The sequence below is a fragment of the Streptococcus oricebi genome, assembly GCF_017883985.1.
Lineage (GTDB): Bacteria > Bacillota > Bacilli > Lactobacillales > Streptococcaceae > Streptococcus > Streptococcus oricebi.
Map to the genome: position 1 here is coordinate 282604 of NZ_PRDG01000002.1, position 18201 is coordinate 300804.

The following is an 18201-nucleotide window of genomic DNA, read 5'->3' on the forward strand; positions in this document are numbered from 1 at the left end:
AGCCCTAGAAAAAATCATAAAAAAATAGAAAGCAGGAAAAATAACAGAATGTCTAAAGAAAAAGTAAATAATGAAAAAATGGTCGTAGTAGAGAGAAGCCCTAAGTGGTGGCTCAGTCTAGTAGCTGGAACTTCTCTGGCTCTTGGTTTGGCTGGAGGTTTTAGCCTGGGAGCAGTGACTGTGAGAAGTCAACAGCAGGCTGTTCAAGCAGGCAACCCTAGCCAGGTCAATAATAATGGACCACAGGATCAAAACGGACAAAATCAAGCAGGACCAGGAGCAGGAAATCGTCCTCCTCAAGACTTTAATGGAGAAGGTAATATGGGCCCTGGCAATGGCAATATGCCTCCCCAAGGAAATGGAAACCAAGCTGGTCCAGAAGGTGGCAGAAGTAAAAATAAGAAACCTGCCAATGCCGATGGAACAACAAAAGAGGACAATTCTCAAGAAAATAATCAATCAAAGACAACAAATTCTTAAGAATTTAGGCTAAGTCATGATATAATAGAAAAGAAGAAATTTCAGCTGGAGCTAGTTTTAGCTCTCTAGCAAAGGGATTTCCAAGTTCTAGATAGGTAGAAAGCGAGCTGCTTTCTGAGATTGGAAGGAGAAAGATATGATTAAGATTTTATTAGTTGAAGATGACCTAGGGCTCTCAAATTCAGTATTTGACTTTTTGGATGATTTTGCAGATGTTATGCAGGTCTTTGATGGTGAAGAGGGGCTTTACGAAGCCGAAAGTGGAGTCTATGACTTGATTCTGCTGGACCTCATGTTGCCAGAAAAAGACGGTTTCCAGGTCTTGAAAGATTTGCGGGCCAAGGGAGTCACCACTCCAGTCCTTATCATGACAGCCAAGGAAAGCTTGGACGACAAGGGGCATGGTTTTGAATTAGGGGCAGATGACTATCTGACCAAACCTTTCTATTTGGAAGAGTTAAAAATGCGGATTCAGGCCTTGCTCAAACGTTCAGGTAAGTTCAATGAAAACACCCTCTCTTACGGTCAAGTCAAGGTCAATTTATCGACCAATGCGACCCTAGTAGATGGGAAAGCGGTTGAATTGCTAGGAAAAGAATTTGATTTATTAGTTTACTTCCTACAAAATCAAAATGTTATCCTACCAAAAACCCAGATTTTTGACCGGTTATGGGGCTTTGATAGCGATACAACTATCTCAGTCGTAGAAGTCTATGTGTCGAAAATTCGCAAAAAACTGAAAGGAACGACTTTTGCGAAGAATTTACAAACCCTTCGTAGTGTCGGCTACATTTTGAAAGATGCTGAATAAACTTAAAAAGACCTTATATGCGGATGATTTTTCCTATTTCATTCGCTATTTTGGCGTGTTTACCCTGATTTTTTCAGCCATGACCCTCTTGATTATCCAGGTTATGCGTTCAGGGCTCTATACAACCGTTGATGATAATTTGACGCGGCTCAGTCAAAGTCCAGCCTCTGTTTTAAACTTGGCCCTCACCAGGGCTGTGGGCCTGGAGCACAATGTGGCCAGCCCACAAAATAATAATCAAACCGACAAGAGTTCAGGTCCTGCTGATAAAACCCATCAGGCCGAAGGGGAGCCAGACGGCCAGAACAAACCCAGTGTCAGTGCCAATACAGAAGCCATTTTATTTGACGAAAATTATAAACAAATCACAACAGGAGACAATTTTCTAGGTCTAGATAAGATTGAATTTGATAAGAAAAAGCTCAATCAAATCAGCCAGGTCAAGGTCAGCAATAGCTATGGTCAGGAAGAAACCTACCGGATGTTGCTCTTTGATATTGACCCCAGCAACGACATTCCCAGTGTCAAGTATGCGGCCGTTTTGATTAACATCAATCAGCTGGAGCAGACCAGCCAGAGCCATGAACAGTTAATCGTGGTCGTGATGATTAGTTTCTGGCTGATTTCCATTGTTGCAAGTATCTATCAGGCCAGAGTGAGTGTCAAGCCCCTCCTAGAGAGTATGCAAAAGCAGAAGGCCTTTGTGGAAAATGCTAGCCATGAGCTGCGGACCCCCTTGGCCGTTCTGCAAAATCGTCTGGAAACCCTCTTTCGTAAGCCTGAGGCAACCATTATGGACACCAGTGAAAATATCGCATCCAGCCTAGAGGAGGTCAGAAATATGCGGATGCTGACGACCAACCTCCTCAACCTGGCCCGCAGGGACGATGGAATCAAGGCTGAAATTACCGATATTGAGCCCAGCTTTTTTGAGACCACCTTTGCCAACTATGCCATTATCGCTTCAGAAAATGGCAAGGTTTTTCATTATGAAAACCGGGTGCGCCAGATGATTAAGACCGATAGCACCCTGCTCAAGCAGCTGATGACTATCCTTTTTGATAATGCAGTTAAATATACCGAAGACGATGGAGAAATCTCCTTTACCATTACAGCCAATGAACGCTACCTCTTTATGAGTGTGGCGGATAATGGACCAGGGATTGGAGCCGAGGACAAGAAGAAAATCTTTGATCGTTTTTATCGGGTAGATAAGGCCCGGACCCGACAAAAAGGGGGCTTTGGGCTGGGCCTGTCTCTAGCCAAGCAAATCGCTGATGCCCTCAAAGGGACCATTACGGTCAAGGACAATCGCCCCAAGGGTACCATCTTTGAGGTAAAGATTGCTATCAAAATGGATAGTAAAAATAATAAGAAAAGAAATAGCCGATGAAAGTATTGATTTATGGTGCAGGGACGATCGGGCTGACTTACGCTTGGCTCTTGTCGAGAAAGAATGAAGTTGATGTCTTGGTGCGTGAGCAAAAATTGAAAAAATATCAGGCGGGTTTCCGCCTGTTTTTGAAGGATTTGCGAAAGAGAGCAGGAATACCAAGAATATCTTTTTCAGCCACGACTAGTGAGCAAAGTTGAGCAGGATTATGATTTTATTTTCTTGACCGTCAATAGCAAGCAGCTAGAAGAGGCAGCGGCAGACCTTGCGCAAGCCAAGGCTTCTGGACAAATCCTGATTTTACAAAATAACTGGGATATTGATAGGAAGCTGGCTCCTTATTTTGCCCAAGAGGACTACTTGCTGGCTTTTCCCTATGCCTATCTGGCAATCTTATCAACCTTTTATTGAAACGTATCTACAAAAAAGAACTTCCCATTAAGGAAGTTCTCAGATTAAAGACAAACTAGATGTTATTCTGGTTTGTCTTTTTTTATTCAAGATGGCATAAGATAAGGAAATAAATTGTCTTATTTTACAGACCAGACACTTAGTGATCCTTCATTGACGGGGAAATCTGCCCAGCCGTCCGCCTCAATAGTGACGGTGTCAGAGCAGTTGCCCAAGTAATCGGAGAATTCTTGCCCAGCCCGATTTTCACCGACAAACATGCGTTTGCTGTTAGCAGAATGATTGCTTAGAAGAACCGCGATTGGTTGAGCGTTTTCTTGCCCGAGACGGGTCCAGCCGATACAGTTGGGGTCGTCAAAGTAGTCTCTCTCTTCCCCGTAGGCCAGATTAAGGCGGATGTCTAGTAGCTTGTCCAAAACTTCTTTAAAGTCAGTCTGGGCATAGTCCCCCTTAATTCCATAGTAGTCTCCATAAAAGACACAAGGCAGTCCAGCCTCTCGCAGCAAAATCAGGGCATAGGCAGCCGGCTTGAACCATTCCTCCACAGTAGACTCTAGAGCCTGTCCCCTTTGGGTATCGTGGTTATCTACGAAAGTAACGGCTGATTCAGGATGGTTTTGAGCCAAGCTCCCATCAAAAATAGTCCGCAAGTCATAGTCAGCTCCAGCTTTTCCAGCATCAAAGAAATTCTGGTGGAGCTTGACGTCGACCAGGTCGATTTGGTAGTCGGTTTTTTCAAGATAGAGATCGTTAGCAGTCTTATCACCCTTCCAAAATTCACCAAAGACATAGAAATCCTGGCCGTATTTTTGACTGATGTCGCGGATAAAATTTTTCATAAAGAAGGAATCAATGTGCTTGACTGCATCCAGCCTGAAGCCGTGAATACCAGTGGTCTCGATAAACCAATCCGCCCAATCGTAGATATTTTGGACGACCTCAGGGTGCTTGAAATCAAGGTCAGCATACATGAGATAGTCGTAGTTTTTATTTTCGGTATCAACCAAATCATCGCTAGCCCAGCCCTTATTGTCTCCCTGAATGAGGTAAATACCAGACTTTTGGCTCTTGGCATCGTAGTCGGTACCAGTGAAGTGGTACCAATGCCAATCAAAGTCATTGTAGGTTTTCTGACGTCCTTCAAAGGTGAAATGGGTCCAGCCCTCAATCTCAAAGGGTTCAGAAAGCACTTGCGTTCGGTCGTCAGCTGCCACTTCGACAACTGTAAAGGTTTCGGTGTAATCCGCGGCTGCCTTGTGATTTAAGACGACATCAGCGATGGGTTCAATGCCGTTTTCTTTGAGGGCAGCGATAGCCTGGAGATATTGGTCCTTGCTGCCGTATTTGGTGCGAACAGTTCCTTTTTGGTCAAATTCACCCAAGTCAAACAGATCATAAACGCCGTAGCCGACATCGTTACTACCAGTTCCCTTGAAAGCAGGAGGTAGCCAGATTTTTCTGATCCCCTTGGCTGCCAAATCAGGTGCCGCTTCTGCGAGCCGCGTCCAGTGCTGACCGTCGTCGGGTAAATACCATTCAAAGGCTTGAAATAAAGTTTGATTTTCCATAGCTAAAACCTCTTTCAAAATTCTTGCTAACATTTTACCAAAAATTGTGGAAGAAAGTTTGGAAAAACTTTGTGCTGGATAAAATGCCGTGACTACTTTAGGTTTTCTGTGAAACGATCCAGTTCCTTTTGGTTATGTAGTATGGTAATTTTATCTGCATAGGTCTGACATACTTTTGCATAACGCTCACGAGCAGTTTTCTTTCGTCCGTCTCTTAAAAACCAACGAATAAACTCCCAATCTAGTTTTTCGGGGCAATCAGCTGCCATGTCTTCACGAACTTTCCCGCGATATTTAAGGTAACGTTTAATCACTCGATAGAGGGAGTTCCAGCGATTGAAGTTCATAAAGATAATCAAGTCAGCCTGCTCCATCCGTTTTTCATAATGGCACCAAGAATAGTTACCGTCAATAACCCAATGAGTATTTTTACTTAAAAAATCGCCAACCTTATTCTCCATATCTTCGCGCTCACTGACTTCCCAGTTTGCTTTAAACTGCAGGGTATCCAAATGAAGTTTAGGAATGGAGTAATGCTGAGCAAGTTTTTTCGCTAACGTTGATTTGCCTGAGCCAGAGTAGCCAATAATAACGATTTTCATAAAAATCTTTTCCTTTTCAGAGCAAGAAAAAAAGCTCCATAGAGCTTATTTTGCAAGTTTTGCTGCAAGACGTGCTTTGTCGCGGCTTGCTTTGTTTTTGTGAATCAAACCTTTAGTTTCTGCTTTGTCGATGCTTGAAGAAGCAGCGCGGAAAAGTTCTTCAGTTGGGTTTGCTTCAAATGCTTTAATTGCAGTACGCATAGCTGATTTTTGAGCTGAGTTTTTTTCGTTGTGTTTAACGTTTAATTCAGCGCGTTTAATAGCTGATTTAATGTTTGCCAAGTTTTTCACCTCCATTTAATACTAACTATCTCATTATACTTGAAAAAGTCGTGTTTGACAAGCCTAAATTATTTTTTTAGATAAATTTCGTCAATTTCATGATTGGCAGCCTTATGTAAAATTAACTCGGCCCGATTGCGGGTGGGCTCGATATAGTTTTTCAGATTGACTAGGTTGATAGTCTGCCAGACCTTGCGGGCAAAGTCAATGACCTCTTCTAGAGGTTTTTGAGTAAAGTGGTGGTAGTAGTTGTCAGGATTATCCTTGGCCAAGTCCAGCAATTTGGTAAAGCGGTCCAGATACCAAGTTTCGATATTTTGGACTTCGGCATCTACATAGATAGAGAAGTCAAAGTAGTCGGTCATATATAATCGCTCATTTTGTGGATTTTGAAAGACATTGATTCCCTCGACAATGACAAAGTCTGCCGCCTCGATTTTTTGGGTCTTATTTGGGACAATATCGTAAATCTCATGTGAATAGACAGGAATTTGGTAGTTTTGCCCATTTTTCAGATGATCCAGAAAGTCGAGGAGGAGCTCCATATTATAACTTTCTGGAAAGCCCTTGCGTTGTAAGAGTTCCTCTTCTTCTAAAAGGGCGTTGGGGTAGAGAAAACCGTCTGTGGTAACCAATTCCACCTTGGCTTCTTCAAAGGTCCTGGATAGTAGAATTTGCAAGAGCCGGCTAGTTGTTGATTTGCCGACGGCCACACTACCTGAAATACCGATGATAAAGGGCCGTTTTTTTAGATTTTTTTGTAGGAAGATTCCCTTAGAAAAGGCCAAATCCTCCTTGGACCGCTTGTAGATTTGAATCAGGTAGGTCAGGGGGAGATAGACCTCAACAACATCTTGGAGGTTGATTTCATCATTAAAACTTTTAATAGAATTAAGTTCCTGGGCAGTCAGGGGAGCTGGTACCTTTCGATGTAAATTCTGCCAGGTCTCACGACTGATTTTGTCAAAGTGAATAAATTCGTTGGTCATCTTACACTACACTCCTATCTAACTACCTAGTATAGCATATCTAATAAGAGAATGTAAACGATTTACAAAAGCTAGATGAATATGATAAAATAGTTTTATGAGTAAAATGTATTTCGCAGAAAATCCGGACGCAAAGCACGATATTCACCAATTAAGGGTCCAACTTCTGGGTCAGGAGCTGACCTTTTTGACTGATGCCGGAGTCTTTAGTAAGAGGATGATTGACTATGGTAGTCAGGTCCTGCTTTCTTGCCTGGATTTTAAAGAAGGGGAGAGTCTTTTAGATGTGGGTTGTGGTTACGGCCCCTTGGCCTTGACCTTGGTCAAAGCCCAAGGAGTGGTGGCAACCCTGGTTGATGTCAATCAGCGGGCCCTAGACTTGGCTAGAAAAAATGCTGAAAATAATCATATTGAAGCTCAAATTTTTCAGTCAAATCTCTATTCAGAGGTTGAAGGGCAGTTTCAGCACATCATCAGCAACCCTCCTATCCGGGCGGGTAAGCAGGTAGTCCACCAGCTTATTTCCTCTGCTTATGACCATTTAGTAACTGGTGGTGATTTGACTATCGTTATCCAAAAAAAGCAGGGAGCACCTAGCGCTAAAAGCAAGATGGAAGAGGTCTTTGGTGACTGCCAGGTCTTAAAAAAAGACAAGGGCTACTATATCTTGCAGAGCCAAAAGTGAATGTGGGTTATTTGCTCTAAAAAACAATCTTTGTCTAAGTAGAAAAAGGGAGCAGTAGGCAATTTACGAATCATGAAGGAAGGATTTGAGAGAAGAAATGCGGGCAGTTGATATTATTCAAAAAAAGCGGGACGGCCTAGAGCTGTCTAGCGCGGAGATTAAATGGCTGATTGAGGGCTATGTGGCGGGTCAGGTCCCAGACTATCAAATGTCGGCCTTTGCCATGGCTGTCTATTTTAAGGGAATGACCACTAGAGAAATTTCTGACTTGACCATGACCATGGTGGGAACGGGTGAGCAGATTGATTTATCTGAAATAGCTGGCATCAAGGTAGACAAGCATTCTACCGGAGGGGTAGGAGATAAGGTGACCTTGATTTTAGTTCCTTTGGTAGCTAGTTTCGGTGTTCCAGTTGCTAAAATGAGTGGTCGAGGCCTGGGCCATACTGGTGGGACAATTGATAAGCTAGAGTCAATTAAGGGCTTTGAGGTAGAGCGGAACCAAGAGGACTTTATCAAGCAGGTCCAAGAGCTGGGGCTCTCTGTCATCGGCCAGTCAGATCAGTTGGTCAAGGCAGACAAGCTCCTCTATGCCCTGCGCGATGTAACAGCAACTGTTGATACCATTCCCCTAATCGCTAGCTCGGTTATGAGTAAGAAGATTGCTGCCGGTGCAGACAGTATCTTACTGGACGTGACAGTAGGCGAGGGGGCCTTTATGAAGAATCTGACAGATGCTAGAGTCTTGGCTCGGACCATGGTTGATTTAGGTAAGGCTGTTGGGCGCAAGACCGTTGCGGTCATTACCGATATGAGTCAGCCTTTGGGGCGGGCAATCGGTAATCGCTTGGAAATTCTAGAGGCTTTGGAAATCTTGCAGGGTAAGGGGCGCGAGGATATTAGTGACTTTATCTGCCGCCTGGCCCAAATCATGCTGGGTCTAGCTGATCTGGAAGTTAGTCTAGAAGAAGTTCATAGCCACCTTTTGGATGGTTCAGCCCTGAAAAAGTTTGAAGAAATGGTTGAGGCCCAAGGGGGTGACTTGCAAGACTTGTACCGGCCTTCCCAGGCGGAATTTGTCTTAGAAATTAAGGCGGATGAGACTGGCTATATCGCTGACTTGCCAGCCATGGAATTTGGTCTTTTTGCCATGAGATTGGGAGCTGGACGGGCTGTGAAGTCAGACGATTTGGATTTTGAAACTGGGATTGTTTTTGAGAAAAAAGTTGGTGAAAAAGTCGCCGCTGGCGAGCTGTTGGCCAAAATCTATGCCAACCAAAAAATTTCCCAAGAACTAGTTACAGAATTCAAAAAAAATGTTAAAATAAGTAATGAGCCGAAAAAAGTAAGTGAAATCATTGAAGTAATCGCTTAACTTTTAGGAGAGACGAAGATGAAATTAAATAAATATATCGACCATACCTTTTTAAAGCCCGATGCTACAAGTGAGCAGATTGTTCAGCTGATTGAGGAGGCCAAGGAGTACAACTTTGCCAGTGTCTGTGTCAATCCGACCTGGGTGGCCTTTGCGGCCCAGGCCTTGGCTGAAAGTGGGGTCAAGGTTTGTACGGTTGTTGGTTTCCCTCTGGGAGCCAACCGACCTGAAATCAAGGCTTTAGAGACCAAGGACGCTATCGAACAAGGGGCGGATGAAATCGATATGGTCATCAATATTGGTGCCCTCAAATCCCAGGACTTGGACCTTTTGGAAAGGGATATCCGGGCGGTAGTAGAGGCCAGTGGTGACAAGCTAGTCAAGGTGATTATCGAAGCATGTCTCTTGAGCGACCAGGAAAAGGTTTTGGCCTGTCAGGTTGCCCAAAAGGCCGGAGCGGACTTTGTTAAGACCTCTACTGGTTTTTCAACTGGCGGAGCAACTGTTGCAGATGTCGCTCTCATGCGCCAGACAGTAGGCCCCGACATGGGGGTCAAGGCAGCGGGTGGAGCTCGTTCTTATGAAGATGCTCTAGCCTTTATTGAGGCGGGAGCGACTAGAATTGGAAGCTCTGCTGGCCCAGCAATTATGAAGGGAGAAAAGGTTAGTGGCGACTACTGATTTGATTGATTTAGCAATTGAAACGAGTAAGAAGGCCTATGTTCCCTATTCTCACTTTCCGATTGGAGCTGTTTTGCTTGCCAAGGGGGGGCAGATTTTCACTGGTGTCAATATCGAGAATGCCAGTTTTGGTCTGACCAACTGCGGCGAAAGGACAGCCATTTTTAAGGCAGTTTCTGAAGGAGTCTTAGACTTTGAAGAACTGATTGTCTACGGAGAAACGGACAAGCCCATTTCTCCATGTGGAGCCTGTCGTCAGGTGATGGCAGAGTTTTTCCCTCAGGATTTAAAGGTGACCCTGGTCGCTAAAAATAAGTCGACGGTCGTGATGACGGTCAAGGAATTACTTCCCTATTCTTTTACTGACTTGGAATAGTTGGTAAAGCTGGTCCCAAGACCAAACTAAAAATTCGCAACCCTGGTTGCATATCTTATTTAGGAGGTTCAGTAATGAACAAGAAACAATGGCTAGGCCTAGGTCTAGTAGCTGTCGCAGCAATCGGACTCGCTGCATGTGGTAACCGCGCATCAAAATCTGACAATAGCAATGCCAAGACAGATTTGAAGGCTGCTATCGTTACAGATACTGGTGGTGTTGATGACAAGTCCTTCAACCAATCAGCCTGGGAGGGTCTCCAAGAATGGGGTAAGGATAATGGTCTTTCTAAAGACAATGGCTATACCTACTTCCAGTCTACCAATGAGTCTGAATATACCAACAACTTAGACCAAGCTGCTTCAAGCAACTACAAGCTGGTATTTGGTATCGGTTTTGCGCTGAGAAACGCTGTTGAATCTGCTGCTAAAGACCATTCAGACATCAACTATGTCATCATCGACGACGAAATCAAGGACCAAAGCAATGTAGCTTCTGCCCTCTTTGCAGATAACGAAGCTGCTTATCTTGCTGGTGTTGCTGCCGCTAAGACCACCAAGACCAAGATGATTGGTTTTGTTGGTGGAATCAAGGGTGCTGTTTTGACTCGTTTTGAAAAAGGATTTGAGGCAGGTGTTAAATCTGTTGATCCATCTATCAAGATTGATGTTAAATATGCTGAATCATTCGGTGATGCTGCTAAAGGGAAGACCATTGCAGCTGCTCAATATGCTGCTGGTGCAGACGTTGTTTACCAAGTAGCTGGTGGTACTGGTGCAGGTGTCTTCAACGAAGCAAAATCAATCAACGAAACTCGTCCAGAAGCTGAAAAAGTTTGGGTAATCGGTGTTGACCGCGACCAAAAAGACGAAGGAAAATACACTTCTAAAGATGGAAAAGAGTCAAACTTTGTCCTAGCTTCTACCCTAAAACAAGTTGGAGCAACTGTTAAGGATATTGCAAACAAGACAGCTAAAGACAAGTTCCCAGGTGGGAAGACAGTTACTTACGGTCTGAAAGATGGTGGTGTAGACTTGACTACAACTTCCCTCTCTGAGGATGCTAAGAAAGCCGTTGAGGATGCGAAAGCAAAAATTCTTGATGGAAGTATCAAGGTTCCGGCAGAATAAGATATATATCACTCAAGAAGCGACCTTGGTGGTCGCTTTTTTGAGAGTTGAGACGAAATTTTGTCTCAGTAAAGCCTATTTTAAAAATAGGTTTTACTGACATAAAATTTATTTCTGAAAGGAAGAATCACATGGCACATGAAAATGTCATTGAAATGCGAGAGATTACCAAGGTTTTTGGTGAATTTGTTGCAAATGATAAAATCAATCTCAACCTAAGACGTGGTGAAATTCATGCGCTTTTGGGAGAAAATGGAGCAGGAAAGTCAACCTTGATGAACATGCTGGCCGGTCTTTTAGAGCCGACTAGCGGTCAAATCCTCGTCAATGGTCAGCCTGTGAAACTGGATTCTCCATCCAAGGCTGCATCTCTAGGTATCGGAATGGTCCACCAGCACTTTATGCTTGTAGAGGCCTTTACGGTTGCTGAAAACATCATTCTGGGTAGTGAAAAAACCAACAGCTTTGGTGTCCTAGATTTGGATAAGGCGATTAAGGAAATCAAGGACCTGTCTGAACGTTATGGTCTAGCTGTGGATCCAAGGGCCAAAATCGAAGATATATCTGTCGGTGCCCAGCAAAGGGTGGAGATTCTTAAGACCCTGTATCGTGGTGCAGATATTCTAATCTTTGACGAGCCGACAGCCGTTTTGACTCCTTCAGAAATTGAAGAACTAGAAAATATCATGAAAAATCTAGTCAAGGAAGGGAAATCAATTATTCTGATTACCCACAAGCTAGATGAAATTCGAGCAGTAGCCGATCGAGTAACGGTCATCCGCCGAGGAAAGAGTATCGAAACAGTCGGTATCGAAGGAGCAACCAATAAGGATTTGGCTGAAATGATGGTCGGACGCTCGGTCTCCTTTACAACGGCTAAGGAGCCTGCCCAACCCAAGGATGTGGTCCTGTCAATCAAGGACTTGGAAGTGGCGGAAAATCGTGGTGTCCTTGCCGTTAAGGGCCTTTCTCTGGATGTTCGAGCCGGTGAAATCGTCGGAATTGCTGGGATTGATGGAAATGGTCAGAGCGAGCTGATTCAGGCCATTACTGGTTTACGCAAGGTCAAGTCTGGTAGCGTCAGCATTAAGGGCAAGGAAGTTCTAGGTCTATCACCAAGAAAAATTACGGAAATGCAGGTCAGTCATGTGCCAGAAGATCGGCATAGGGATGGTCTGGTCCTTGAGATGATGTTGGCAGAAAATATCGCCTTGCAGACCTACTACAAGGCCCCGCTCAGCAATAGAGGCGTTCTCAACTACAATCAAATTACCTCTTATGCTCGTAAGCTCATGGAAGAGTTTGATGTTCGGGCTGCTAGTGAGCTTGTACCGGCTTCTGCCCTATCTGGAGGAAACCAGCAAAAGGCCATCATTGCCCGTGAAGTGGATCGCAATCCAGACCTTCTCATCGTTAGTCAACCGACTCGGGGCTTGGATGTGGGAGCGATTGAATACATCCATAAACGCTTGATTGAGGAGCGGGATAAAGGCAAGGCTGTCCTAGTTGTCAGCTTTGAGCTAGATGAAATCCTCAACCTATCTGATCGGATTGCCGTTATCCATGACGGTAAAATTCAAGGCATTGTCAAGCCAGAAGAGACCGACAAGCAAGAGCTAGGTATTCTAATGGCTGGTGGTGAGCTTAAGAAGGGAGAAGTACATGTCTAAGAAAATGCAGCAAGTAGCTGTTCCTTTGATTTCAGTTGTCCTAGGAATTTTGCTGGGAGCAATTGTCATGTGGATTTTTGGCTATGATGCGATTTGGGGTTATGAAGAACTCTTTAAAACAGCCTTTGGCTCCCTTCGTAGTGTGGGAGAAATTTTCCGAGCTATGGGGCCGCTTATTTTAATCGCCCTAGGTTTTGCGGTGGCAAGTCGTGCTGGCTTCTTTAATGTCGGTCTGCCTGGTCAGGCTTTGGCTGGTTGGCTCTTGGCCGGCTGGTTTGCCCTATCTTTTCCAGATATTCCAAGGGTCATCATGATTCCCCTTACCGTCCTTCTAGCAGCTGTAGCTGGGGGACTAGTAGGAGCTCTACCAGGCTTCTTAAGGGCCTATCTGGGTACTAGTGAAGTGATTGTGACCATTATGATGAACTACATCGTTCTCTATGTTGGCAATGCCTTTATCCATAGCTTTCCCAAGAAGGTCATGCAAAGTATTGACTCTAGTATTCGAGTAGGGGCCAATGCTAGCTACCAGACGGATTGGTTGCGGGCCTTGACTAGCAACTCGCGAATGAATATCGGTATCTTCTTTGCCTTTATCGCAGTGGCTTGTATCTGGTTCTTATTAAAGAAAACAACTCTTGGTTTTGAGATTCGCTCAGTTGGTCTCAATCCTAATGCCAGTGAATATGCAGGAATGTCTGCCAAGCGGACCATTATCCTATCTATGATTATCTCCGGTGCCCTTGCTGGTATTGGAGGGGTTGTAGAGGGGCTAGGAACCTTCCAGAATGTCTATGTCCAAGGAAGCTCTCTAGCAGTTGGATTTAACGGTATGGCGGTTAGCCTCTTAGCTAGCAATTCTCCAATTGGTATCCTCTTTGCAGCCTTTCTCTTTGCGGTCTTGCAAGTAGGAGCTCCTGGTATGAATGCGGCAACGATTCCTGCCGAATTGGTAAACATTGTGACTGCTTCGATTATCTTCTTTGTCAGCGTGCATTATCTAATCGAGCGTTTTGTCAAAGTTAAAAAACAAGCTAAGGAGGGCAAGTAAGATGAATTTTGTTACAATGCTAGGTTTATTGGTTTCCTCCATGCTTATCTACGCAGCTCCGCTTATCTTTACTTCTATCGGAGGAGCTTATTCTGAACATGCCGGAGTGGTCAATGTCGGCTTGGAAGGTATCATGGTTATGGGTGCTTTTTCAGGGGTAGTCTTTAACCTAACCTTTGCACCAAGTCTTGGTGCTTGGACCCCTTGGTTTGCTCTAGTGGTTGGAGGCCTGGTTGGTCTTATCTTCTCACTAATCCATGCGGTGGCGACAGTTCATTTTCGAGCAGACCATGTAGTCAGTGGGACCGTTCTGAACCTGATGGCTCCAGCTTTGGCAATCTTTTTGGTCAAGGCCTTTTATGGCAAGGGGCAAACGGACAACATCAATGTTTCCTTTGGTAAATTTGATTTTCCGCTTTTATCCAAAATTCCAGTGCTTGGGGACATCTTCTTTAAGCATACTAGCTTGATGGGCTATCTGGCTGTTGTCTTCTCCTTCCTGGCTTGGTATATTATGTTTAAGACCAAGTTTGGTCTGCGCCTGCGCTCAGTCGGTGAGCACCCACAGGCTGCGGATACCTTGGGAATCAATGTCTACCTCATGCGCTATTGTGGTGTGATGATTTCTGGCTTTTTAGGCGGAGTAGGAGGAGCTATTTATGCCCAGTCTATCTCTGTTAACTTTGCTGCCACAACCATCATTGGACCGGGCTTTATCGCCCTAGCAGCCATGATTTTTGGTAAGTGGAGTCCAATCGGAGCCATGCTGTCCAGTCTCTTCTTTGGTCTTTCTCAAAGTTTGGCTGTTATTGGTAGTCAACTGCCTTTCTTGTCACATGTGCCAGCGGTCTACTTGCAGATTGCGCCTTATGTCTTGACAATCGTTGTCTTGGCCGCCTTCTTTGGTAAGGCAGTAGCACCTAAGGCTGATGGGATCAATTATATTAAGTCTAAATAGAAAAAAGCTAGCTTTAGGGCTAGCTTTTTTGGGCTCTTTCTATTCCTTTTTAGGAATAAGTTCACTTTCTCTTGCTTAATATTCTAAGAGACGGCGATGGACTATCTAGGGTTCAGAAAGAAATATTTGCTTATCTAATGGCTGGTCTAGTGTTTTTTCTTTACTAGAAAATTTTTCTCATATCGCTGTTAATTTTTCTCGTTTTTTATTTTGAGAATATGGTATACTTTAAAAAATGTTAAAATTTATAGAGCAGAAAGGATATGGCTATGAAAACAAAATTATTTGCTCCCCTAAGCTTGGGTTCTTTAGAGCTAAAAAATCGGGTGGCTATGGCGCCCATGTGTATGTATGAGGTAAAGGCTGAAGATGGAAGGGTTACTGAGTTTCATAAGATTCATTATGGAGCACGGGCCCTTGGAGGGGTCGGCTTAATTACTATTGAAGCCAATGCTATTGACCCTAACGGCCGCCTGTCGGCCTATGATTTGGGACTCTGGAATAATGAACAAGCTGAGGCCCTAGCAAGTTTAATCCAAACTTTGCATCACTTTGGTAGCAAGGTAGGCATCCAAATCAATCATGCAGGTCGCAAGGCGACCGCTAGTCAAGACCTAATCGCTCCATCAGCCCTAGCTTACAGTGCAGAATATGGTGAGCCACGTGCCATGACCACAGCAGATATTGATGAACTTGTTCTTAAGTTTCAACATACAGCCCAGCTTGCAGCCAAGGCAAGAGTGGATATGATTGAGATACATGCGGCTCACGGCTACTTGCTCAATCAATTTATCTCTAATCTGACGAATCAGCGTAAGGACGAATATGGCGGTAGTTTGGAAAATCGCTATCGCCTGTTAGGGCGAGTAGTAGAGGCTGTTCAGCAGGTCTTTCAGGGGGCGCTTTGGGTTCGCATTTCGGCCGACGAGTATCATGAAGAGGGAACCAAGTTGGAAGAGTTTATCCAGCTTGCTAAATGGCTGAAAGCAGACGGAGTAGAAGTGGTCCATGTCTCCTCGGGTGGCTTAATTGAAGTTAAACCAAGTAAGATTTATCCAGGCTATCAAGTTCCCCTAGCCAAAGCCATTAAAGAAGGAGCAAATGTTGCGGTCAGCGCTGTTGGTTTGCTCAATGATCCTAAGCTGGTTGACTACCTCTTGCAGACAGAAGCAGCAGATATTATCAGTCTTGGTCGTCCCTTGCTGGCTAATCCGAACTGGTTACAGATGGCAGCCAAAGAATTGCGTGCCGAAGATGAGCTGAAACTTTATAATGCTTCTTATGAGCGAGGCAGGGTTATTTAGGGTAAAAATAAAGCTCCTTGATGATGGTTTCATCAAGGAGCTTGTTTTACTTGAGTATGGAGCTTAGTTGCTAATCTCATTGAGTAAATCTTGGGCAGTGGTTGTGGGATTAACGCGGACGCGGTTGAGCGACAGCAGGCCATCTGCCGCAGAGGCTAGACCATTATTGGTTGTCAGCCCCATTTTGTAGCCTAGATTTTGCGCGATTTGTAGGGTAGTATCCGTATAGCGACCTGAAGGGTAGGCAACCGTTGTGGTGGTCTGTGAGAGGTTGCTATCTAGATATTGCTTGGAGACTTGTAGCTCGCTAGTTTGACTCTCTTCGCTTGAGGCTGACAGGTCGGGATGGTTGACGGTATGGTCTTCAAAGGACATGCCTTTTTCTTTCATCTCCTTGATTTGGTCCAGGGTCAGCATATCGGCACGACCATTTTCGACAAAGCCAGTAATGACATTGTTGGTTGCCCGCATCTGATACTTTTCTAGGAGGGGAAAGGCTTGACTATAGAAATCTGCCAAGCTATCGTCAAAGGTCAGCCACACAACCTTGGACTTGTTTTCTGGTAGGACATTTTCGGTCAAAACCTTGTAGGCTTCTGCTGGTGTCAAGGTATAGTATCCCGCTTCTTTTAGAGCCTTAAGGTGGCTTTCAAAGGTTTGGGGAGAGACGATGAGACCGGCATTGGCAGCCTCGGAAGGATCCATTTCATGGATAGCGTGATACATGAGGATAGGGATTTTCACAGGATTGTCCTGTTTGACCCACTTGATTTTCTCCTCTTCCTTGGTTTGATTTTTGGAATCGCTGGTTTGACTGGAGCTAGTAGTTGCGGTCTGGCTCTGGTTGACCGGGCTACTGCTTGCCAGAGTATTCTTGCTGGTTGAGGGGCTCCATTGTTTGATTAGGTAAAAGCCACTGATAACCAGGGCGATTAGGAGTAAGACATTAACTAGAATAAGGCGATAGGTTCTTTTTTGTGCTTTGCGTCGGGCCAAGCGATTTCCTGTGTGCTTTGCGGACATAAGATTCTCCATCTTTTTTTGATATGTTACAATTATATCAAATATCTAATCTGTTGGGTATGTATTTAGAATATTTTTTGATATAATATAGCTTGTATATAAGAAAATTCGACAAGGAGCTCATCATGTCTATTAAAATTGCTTTACTTGGTTTTGGGACGGTTGCTAGTGGTGTACCATTTTTACTAAAGGAAAATGATGAAAAGATTAGCCTGGCTGCTCAGAATAAGATTGAGATTGCCAAGGTCTTGGTCAAGGACCAGGCTGAAAAAGAGAGACTGCTAGCAGCAGGAAATGACTTTAACTTTGTAACAGATATAGAGGATATTTTAGCAGATCCAGAAATCGCTATTGTAGTTGAACTGATGGGGCGTATCGAGCCAGCACGGACCTTTATTCGTCGGGCTTTGGAAGCTGGTAAGCATGTAGTAACGGCCAATAAGGACCTCCTTGCCGTTCATGGTAGCGAGCTCTTAGATTTGGCTCAAGAGAAAGGTTTGGCCCTCTATTATGAAGCAGCAGTAGCGGGGGGAATCCCGATTTTGCGGACCTTGGTTAACTCTTTGGCTTCAGACAAGATTAGCCGGGTCTTGGGGGTTGTCAATGGTACCTCTAACTTTATGATGACTAAAATGGTCGATGAAGCTTGGTCTTATGAGCAGGCCCTAGAAGAAGCTCAACGACTTGGTTTTGCTGAAAGTGACCCAACCAATGATGTGGACGGGATTGATGCAGCCTACAAGATGGTGATTCTCAGCCAGTTTGCCTTTGGTATGGATGTCAAGTTTGAAGACGTGGCCCACAAGGGTATCCGAAAGATTACCCCAGAAGATGTTAAGGTAGCTCAAGAGCTGGGCTATGTCATCAAGCTAGTAGGCTCTATCGAAGAGACCCAGTCAGGGATTGTTGCTGAAGTAACTCCAACCTTCTTGCCGAAGTCCCATCCACTAGCTAGTGTCAATGGGGTCATGAATGCTGTCTTTGTCGAGTCAATCGGTATCGGCGAGTCAATGTACTATGGACCAGGAGCTGGACAAAAACCAACCGCTACCAGTGTCGTAGCTGATATTATTCGGATTGTCCGCCGCTTGAAGGACCAAACCGTTGGTAAGGCCTTTAATGAATATAAACGCCCAGTCCTACTGGCCCAACCAGAAGATATTCAAAGTAGCTATTATTTCTCAATTCTGACACCAGACCAAAAAGGTCAAGCCTTGAAGATTGCGGAAATCTTTAGCAAGGAAGATGTATCCTTTAAGCAAATCCTGCAACAGGAATCAGAAAACAAACAGGCCCGCTTGGTAATTATCACCCACTCTATCAATAAGAATCAGTTTGAAAAAGTGACAGCTGCCCTCCAGTCAGTGGCTGATTTTGAGTTGTTGAACACCTTTAAAGTTTTAGGAGAATAA

The 18201-nt window shown here is 44.4% G+C and carries 20 protein-coding genes; 15 read left to right on the forward strand and 5 right to left on the reverse strand.

Annotated features, from left to right (window positions below):
* Positions 1-48: 48 nt before the first annotated feature.
* The 5 genes from C4K46_RS04005 (at position 49) to C4K46_RS10605 (ending at position 3095) form a co-directional block, all read left to right on the forward strand.
* On the forward strand, positions 49-480 hold the full coding sequence (locus tag C4K46_RS04005) for a hypothetical protein (RefSeq protein WP_209627589.1): 432 nt from the start codon (positions 49-51) through the stop codon (positions 478-480).
* Positions 481-616: 136 nt separating this feature from the next.
* On the forward strand, positions 617-1291 hold the full coding sequence (locus C4K46_RS04010; protein ID WP_209627590.1) for a response regulator transcription factor: 675 nt from the start codon (positions 617-619) through the stop codon (positions 1289-1291).
* Positions 1281-2684: a sensor histidine kinase gene (locus C4K46_RS04015; protein ID WP_209627591.1), complete on the forward strand. Its 1404-nt coding sequence runs from the start codon at positions 1281-1283 to the stop codon at positions 2682-2684. The genes C4K46_RS04010 and C4K46_RS04015 overlap by 11 nt, the downstream gene beginning before the upstream one ends.
* Positions 2681-2884 carry a ketopantoate reductase family protein gene (locus C4K46_RS10600; RefSeq protein ID WP_209627592.1) on the forward strand — a complete coding sequence of 68 codons (204 nt, stop codon included), beginning with the start codon at positions 2681-2683 and terminating at the stop codon, positions 2882-2884. The genes C4K46_RS04015 and C4K46_RS10600 overlap by 4 nt, the downstream gene beginning before the upstream one ends.
* Positions 2871-3095 (forward strand): 2-dehydropantoate 2-reductase N-terminal domain-containing protein, encoded by a 225-nt coding sequence (locus C4K46_RS10605; protein WP_209627593.1) that lies wholly within the window; start codon positions 2871-2873, stop codon positions 3093-3095. Before C4K46_RS10600 ends, C4K46_RS10605 begins: the two co-directional genes overlap by 14 nt.
* A 119-nt stretch (positions 3096-3214) precedes the next feature.
* Here C4K46_RS10605 and C4K46_RS04030 read toward each other — a convergent pair whose 3' ends face one another.
* The 4 genes from C4K46_RS04030 to coaA form a co-directional block, all read right to left on the reverse strand.
* On the reverse strand, positions 3215-4663 hold the full coding sequence (locus C4K46_RS04030; protein WP_209627594.1) for an alpha-amylase: 1449 nt from the start codon (positions 4661-4663) through the stop codon (positions 3215-3217).
* A 92-nt stretch (positions 4664-4755) separates the two neighbouring features.
* Positions 4756-5265 carry a DNA topology modulation protein gene (locus tag C4K46_RS04035; protein ID WP_209627595.1) on the reverse strand — a complete coding sequence of 170 codons (510 nt, stop codon included), beginning with the start codon at positions 5263-5265 and terminating at the stop codon, positions 4756-4758.
* 45 nt (positions 5266-5310) lie between these two features.
* Complete coding sequence (gene rpsT / locus C4K46_RS04040; RefSeq protein ID WP_209627596.1) at positions 5311-5562, reverse strand: 30S ribosomal protein S20; 252 nt, start codon at positions 5560-5562, stop codon at positions 5311-5313.
* A 53-nt stretch (positions 5563-5615) separates the two neighbouring features.
* Positions 5616-6536, reverse strand: coding sequence for a type I pantothenate kinase (coaA, locus tag C4K46_RS04045; RefSeq protein WP_209627597.1), 921 nt, complete (start codon positions 6534-6536; stop codon positions 5616-5618).
* Between the two features lie 97 nt (positions 6537-6633).
* On the opposite strand from coaA, the gene C4K46_RS04050 reads away from it, so the two are divergent.
* The 9 genes from C4K46_RS04050 (at position 6634) to C4K46_RS04090 (ending at position 15766) form a co-directional block, all read left to right on the forward strand.
* Complete coding sequence (locus C4K46_RS04050) at positions 6634-7221, forward strand: class I SAM-dependent methyltransferase (RefSeq protein ID WP_209627598.1); 588 nt, start codon at positions 6634-6636, stop codon at positions 7219-7221.
* A 97-nt stretch (positions 7222-7318) separates the two neighbouring features.
* On the forward strand, positions 7319-8596 hold the full coding sequence (locus tag C4K46_RS04055; protein WP_209627790.1) for a pyrimidine-nucleoside phosphorylase: 1278 nt from the start codon (positions 7319-7321) through the stop codon (positions 8594-8596).
* A gap of 18 nt (positions 8597-8614) precedes the next feature.
* The gene (gene deoC / locus C4K46_RS04060; RefSeq protein ID WP_209627599.1) at positions 8615-9277 is read left to right on the forward strand and encodes a deoxyribose-phosphate aldolase; all 663 of its coding nucleotides are present in this window, start codon (positions 8615-8617) and stop codon (positions 9275-9277) included.
* Positions 9264-9653, forward strand: a complete 390-nt coding sequence (locus C4K46_RS04065; RefSeq protein ID WP_209627600.1) for a cytidine deaminase — start codon at positions 9264-9266, stop codon at positions 9651-9653. The genes deoC and C4K46_RS04065 overlap by 14 nt, the downstream gene beginning before the upstream one ends.
* Positions 9654-9727: 74 nt before the next feature.
* Positions 9728-10783 (forward strand): BMP family lipoprotein, encoded by a 1056-nt coding sequence (locus C4K46_RS04070; protein ID WP_209627601.1) that lies wholly within the window; start codon positions 9728-9730, stop codon positions 10781-10783.
* Between the two features lie 131 nt (positions 10784-10914).
* Complete coding sequence (locus C4K46_RS04075) at positions 10915-12453, forward strand: ABC transporter ATP-binding protein (protein ID WP_209627602.1); 1539 nt, start codon at positions 10915-10917, stop codon at positions 12451-12453.
* Positions 12446-13504: an ABC transporter permease gene (locus C4K46_RS04080; protein WP_209627603.1), complete on the forward strand. Its 1059-nt coding sequence runs from the start codon at positions 12446-12448 to the stop codon at positions 13502-13504. Before C4K46_RS04075 ends, C4K46_RS04080 begins: the two co-directional genes overlap by 8 nt.
* A gap of 1 nt (position 13505) precedes the next feature.
* A complete protein-coding gene (locus C4K46_RS04085; protein WP_209627604.1) occupies positions 13506-14462 on the forward strand; it encodes an ABC transporter permease in 957 nt (318 codons plus the stop codon).
* 269 nt (positions 14463-14731) lie between these two features.
* Complete coding sequence (locus tag C4K46_RS04090) at positions 14732-15766, forward strand: NADH:flavin oxidoreductase/NADH oxidase (protein ID WP_209627605.1); 1035 nt, start codon at positions 14732-14734, stop codon at positions 15764-15766.
* Between the two features lie 63 nt (positions 15767-15829).
* Here C4K46_RS04090 and C4K46_RS04095 read toward each other — a convergent pair whose 3' ends face one another.
* On the reverse strand, positions 15830-16789 hold the full coding sequence (locus tag C4K46_RS04095; RefSeq protein ID WP_209627606.1) for a polysaccharide deacetylase family protein: 960 nt from the start codon (positions 16787-16789) through the stop codon (positions 15830-15832).
* Between the two features lie 125 nt (positions 16790-16914).
* On the opposite strand from C4K46_RS04095, the gene C4K46_RS04100 reads away from it, so the two are divergent.
* Positions 16915-18201, forward strand: a complete 1287-nt coding sequence (locus C4K46_RS04100) for a homoserine dehydrogenase (protein ID WP_209627607.1) — start codon at positions 16915-16917, stop codon at positions 18199-18201.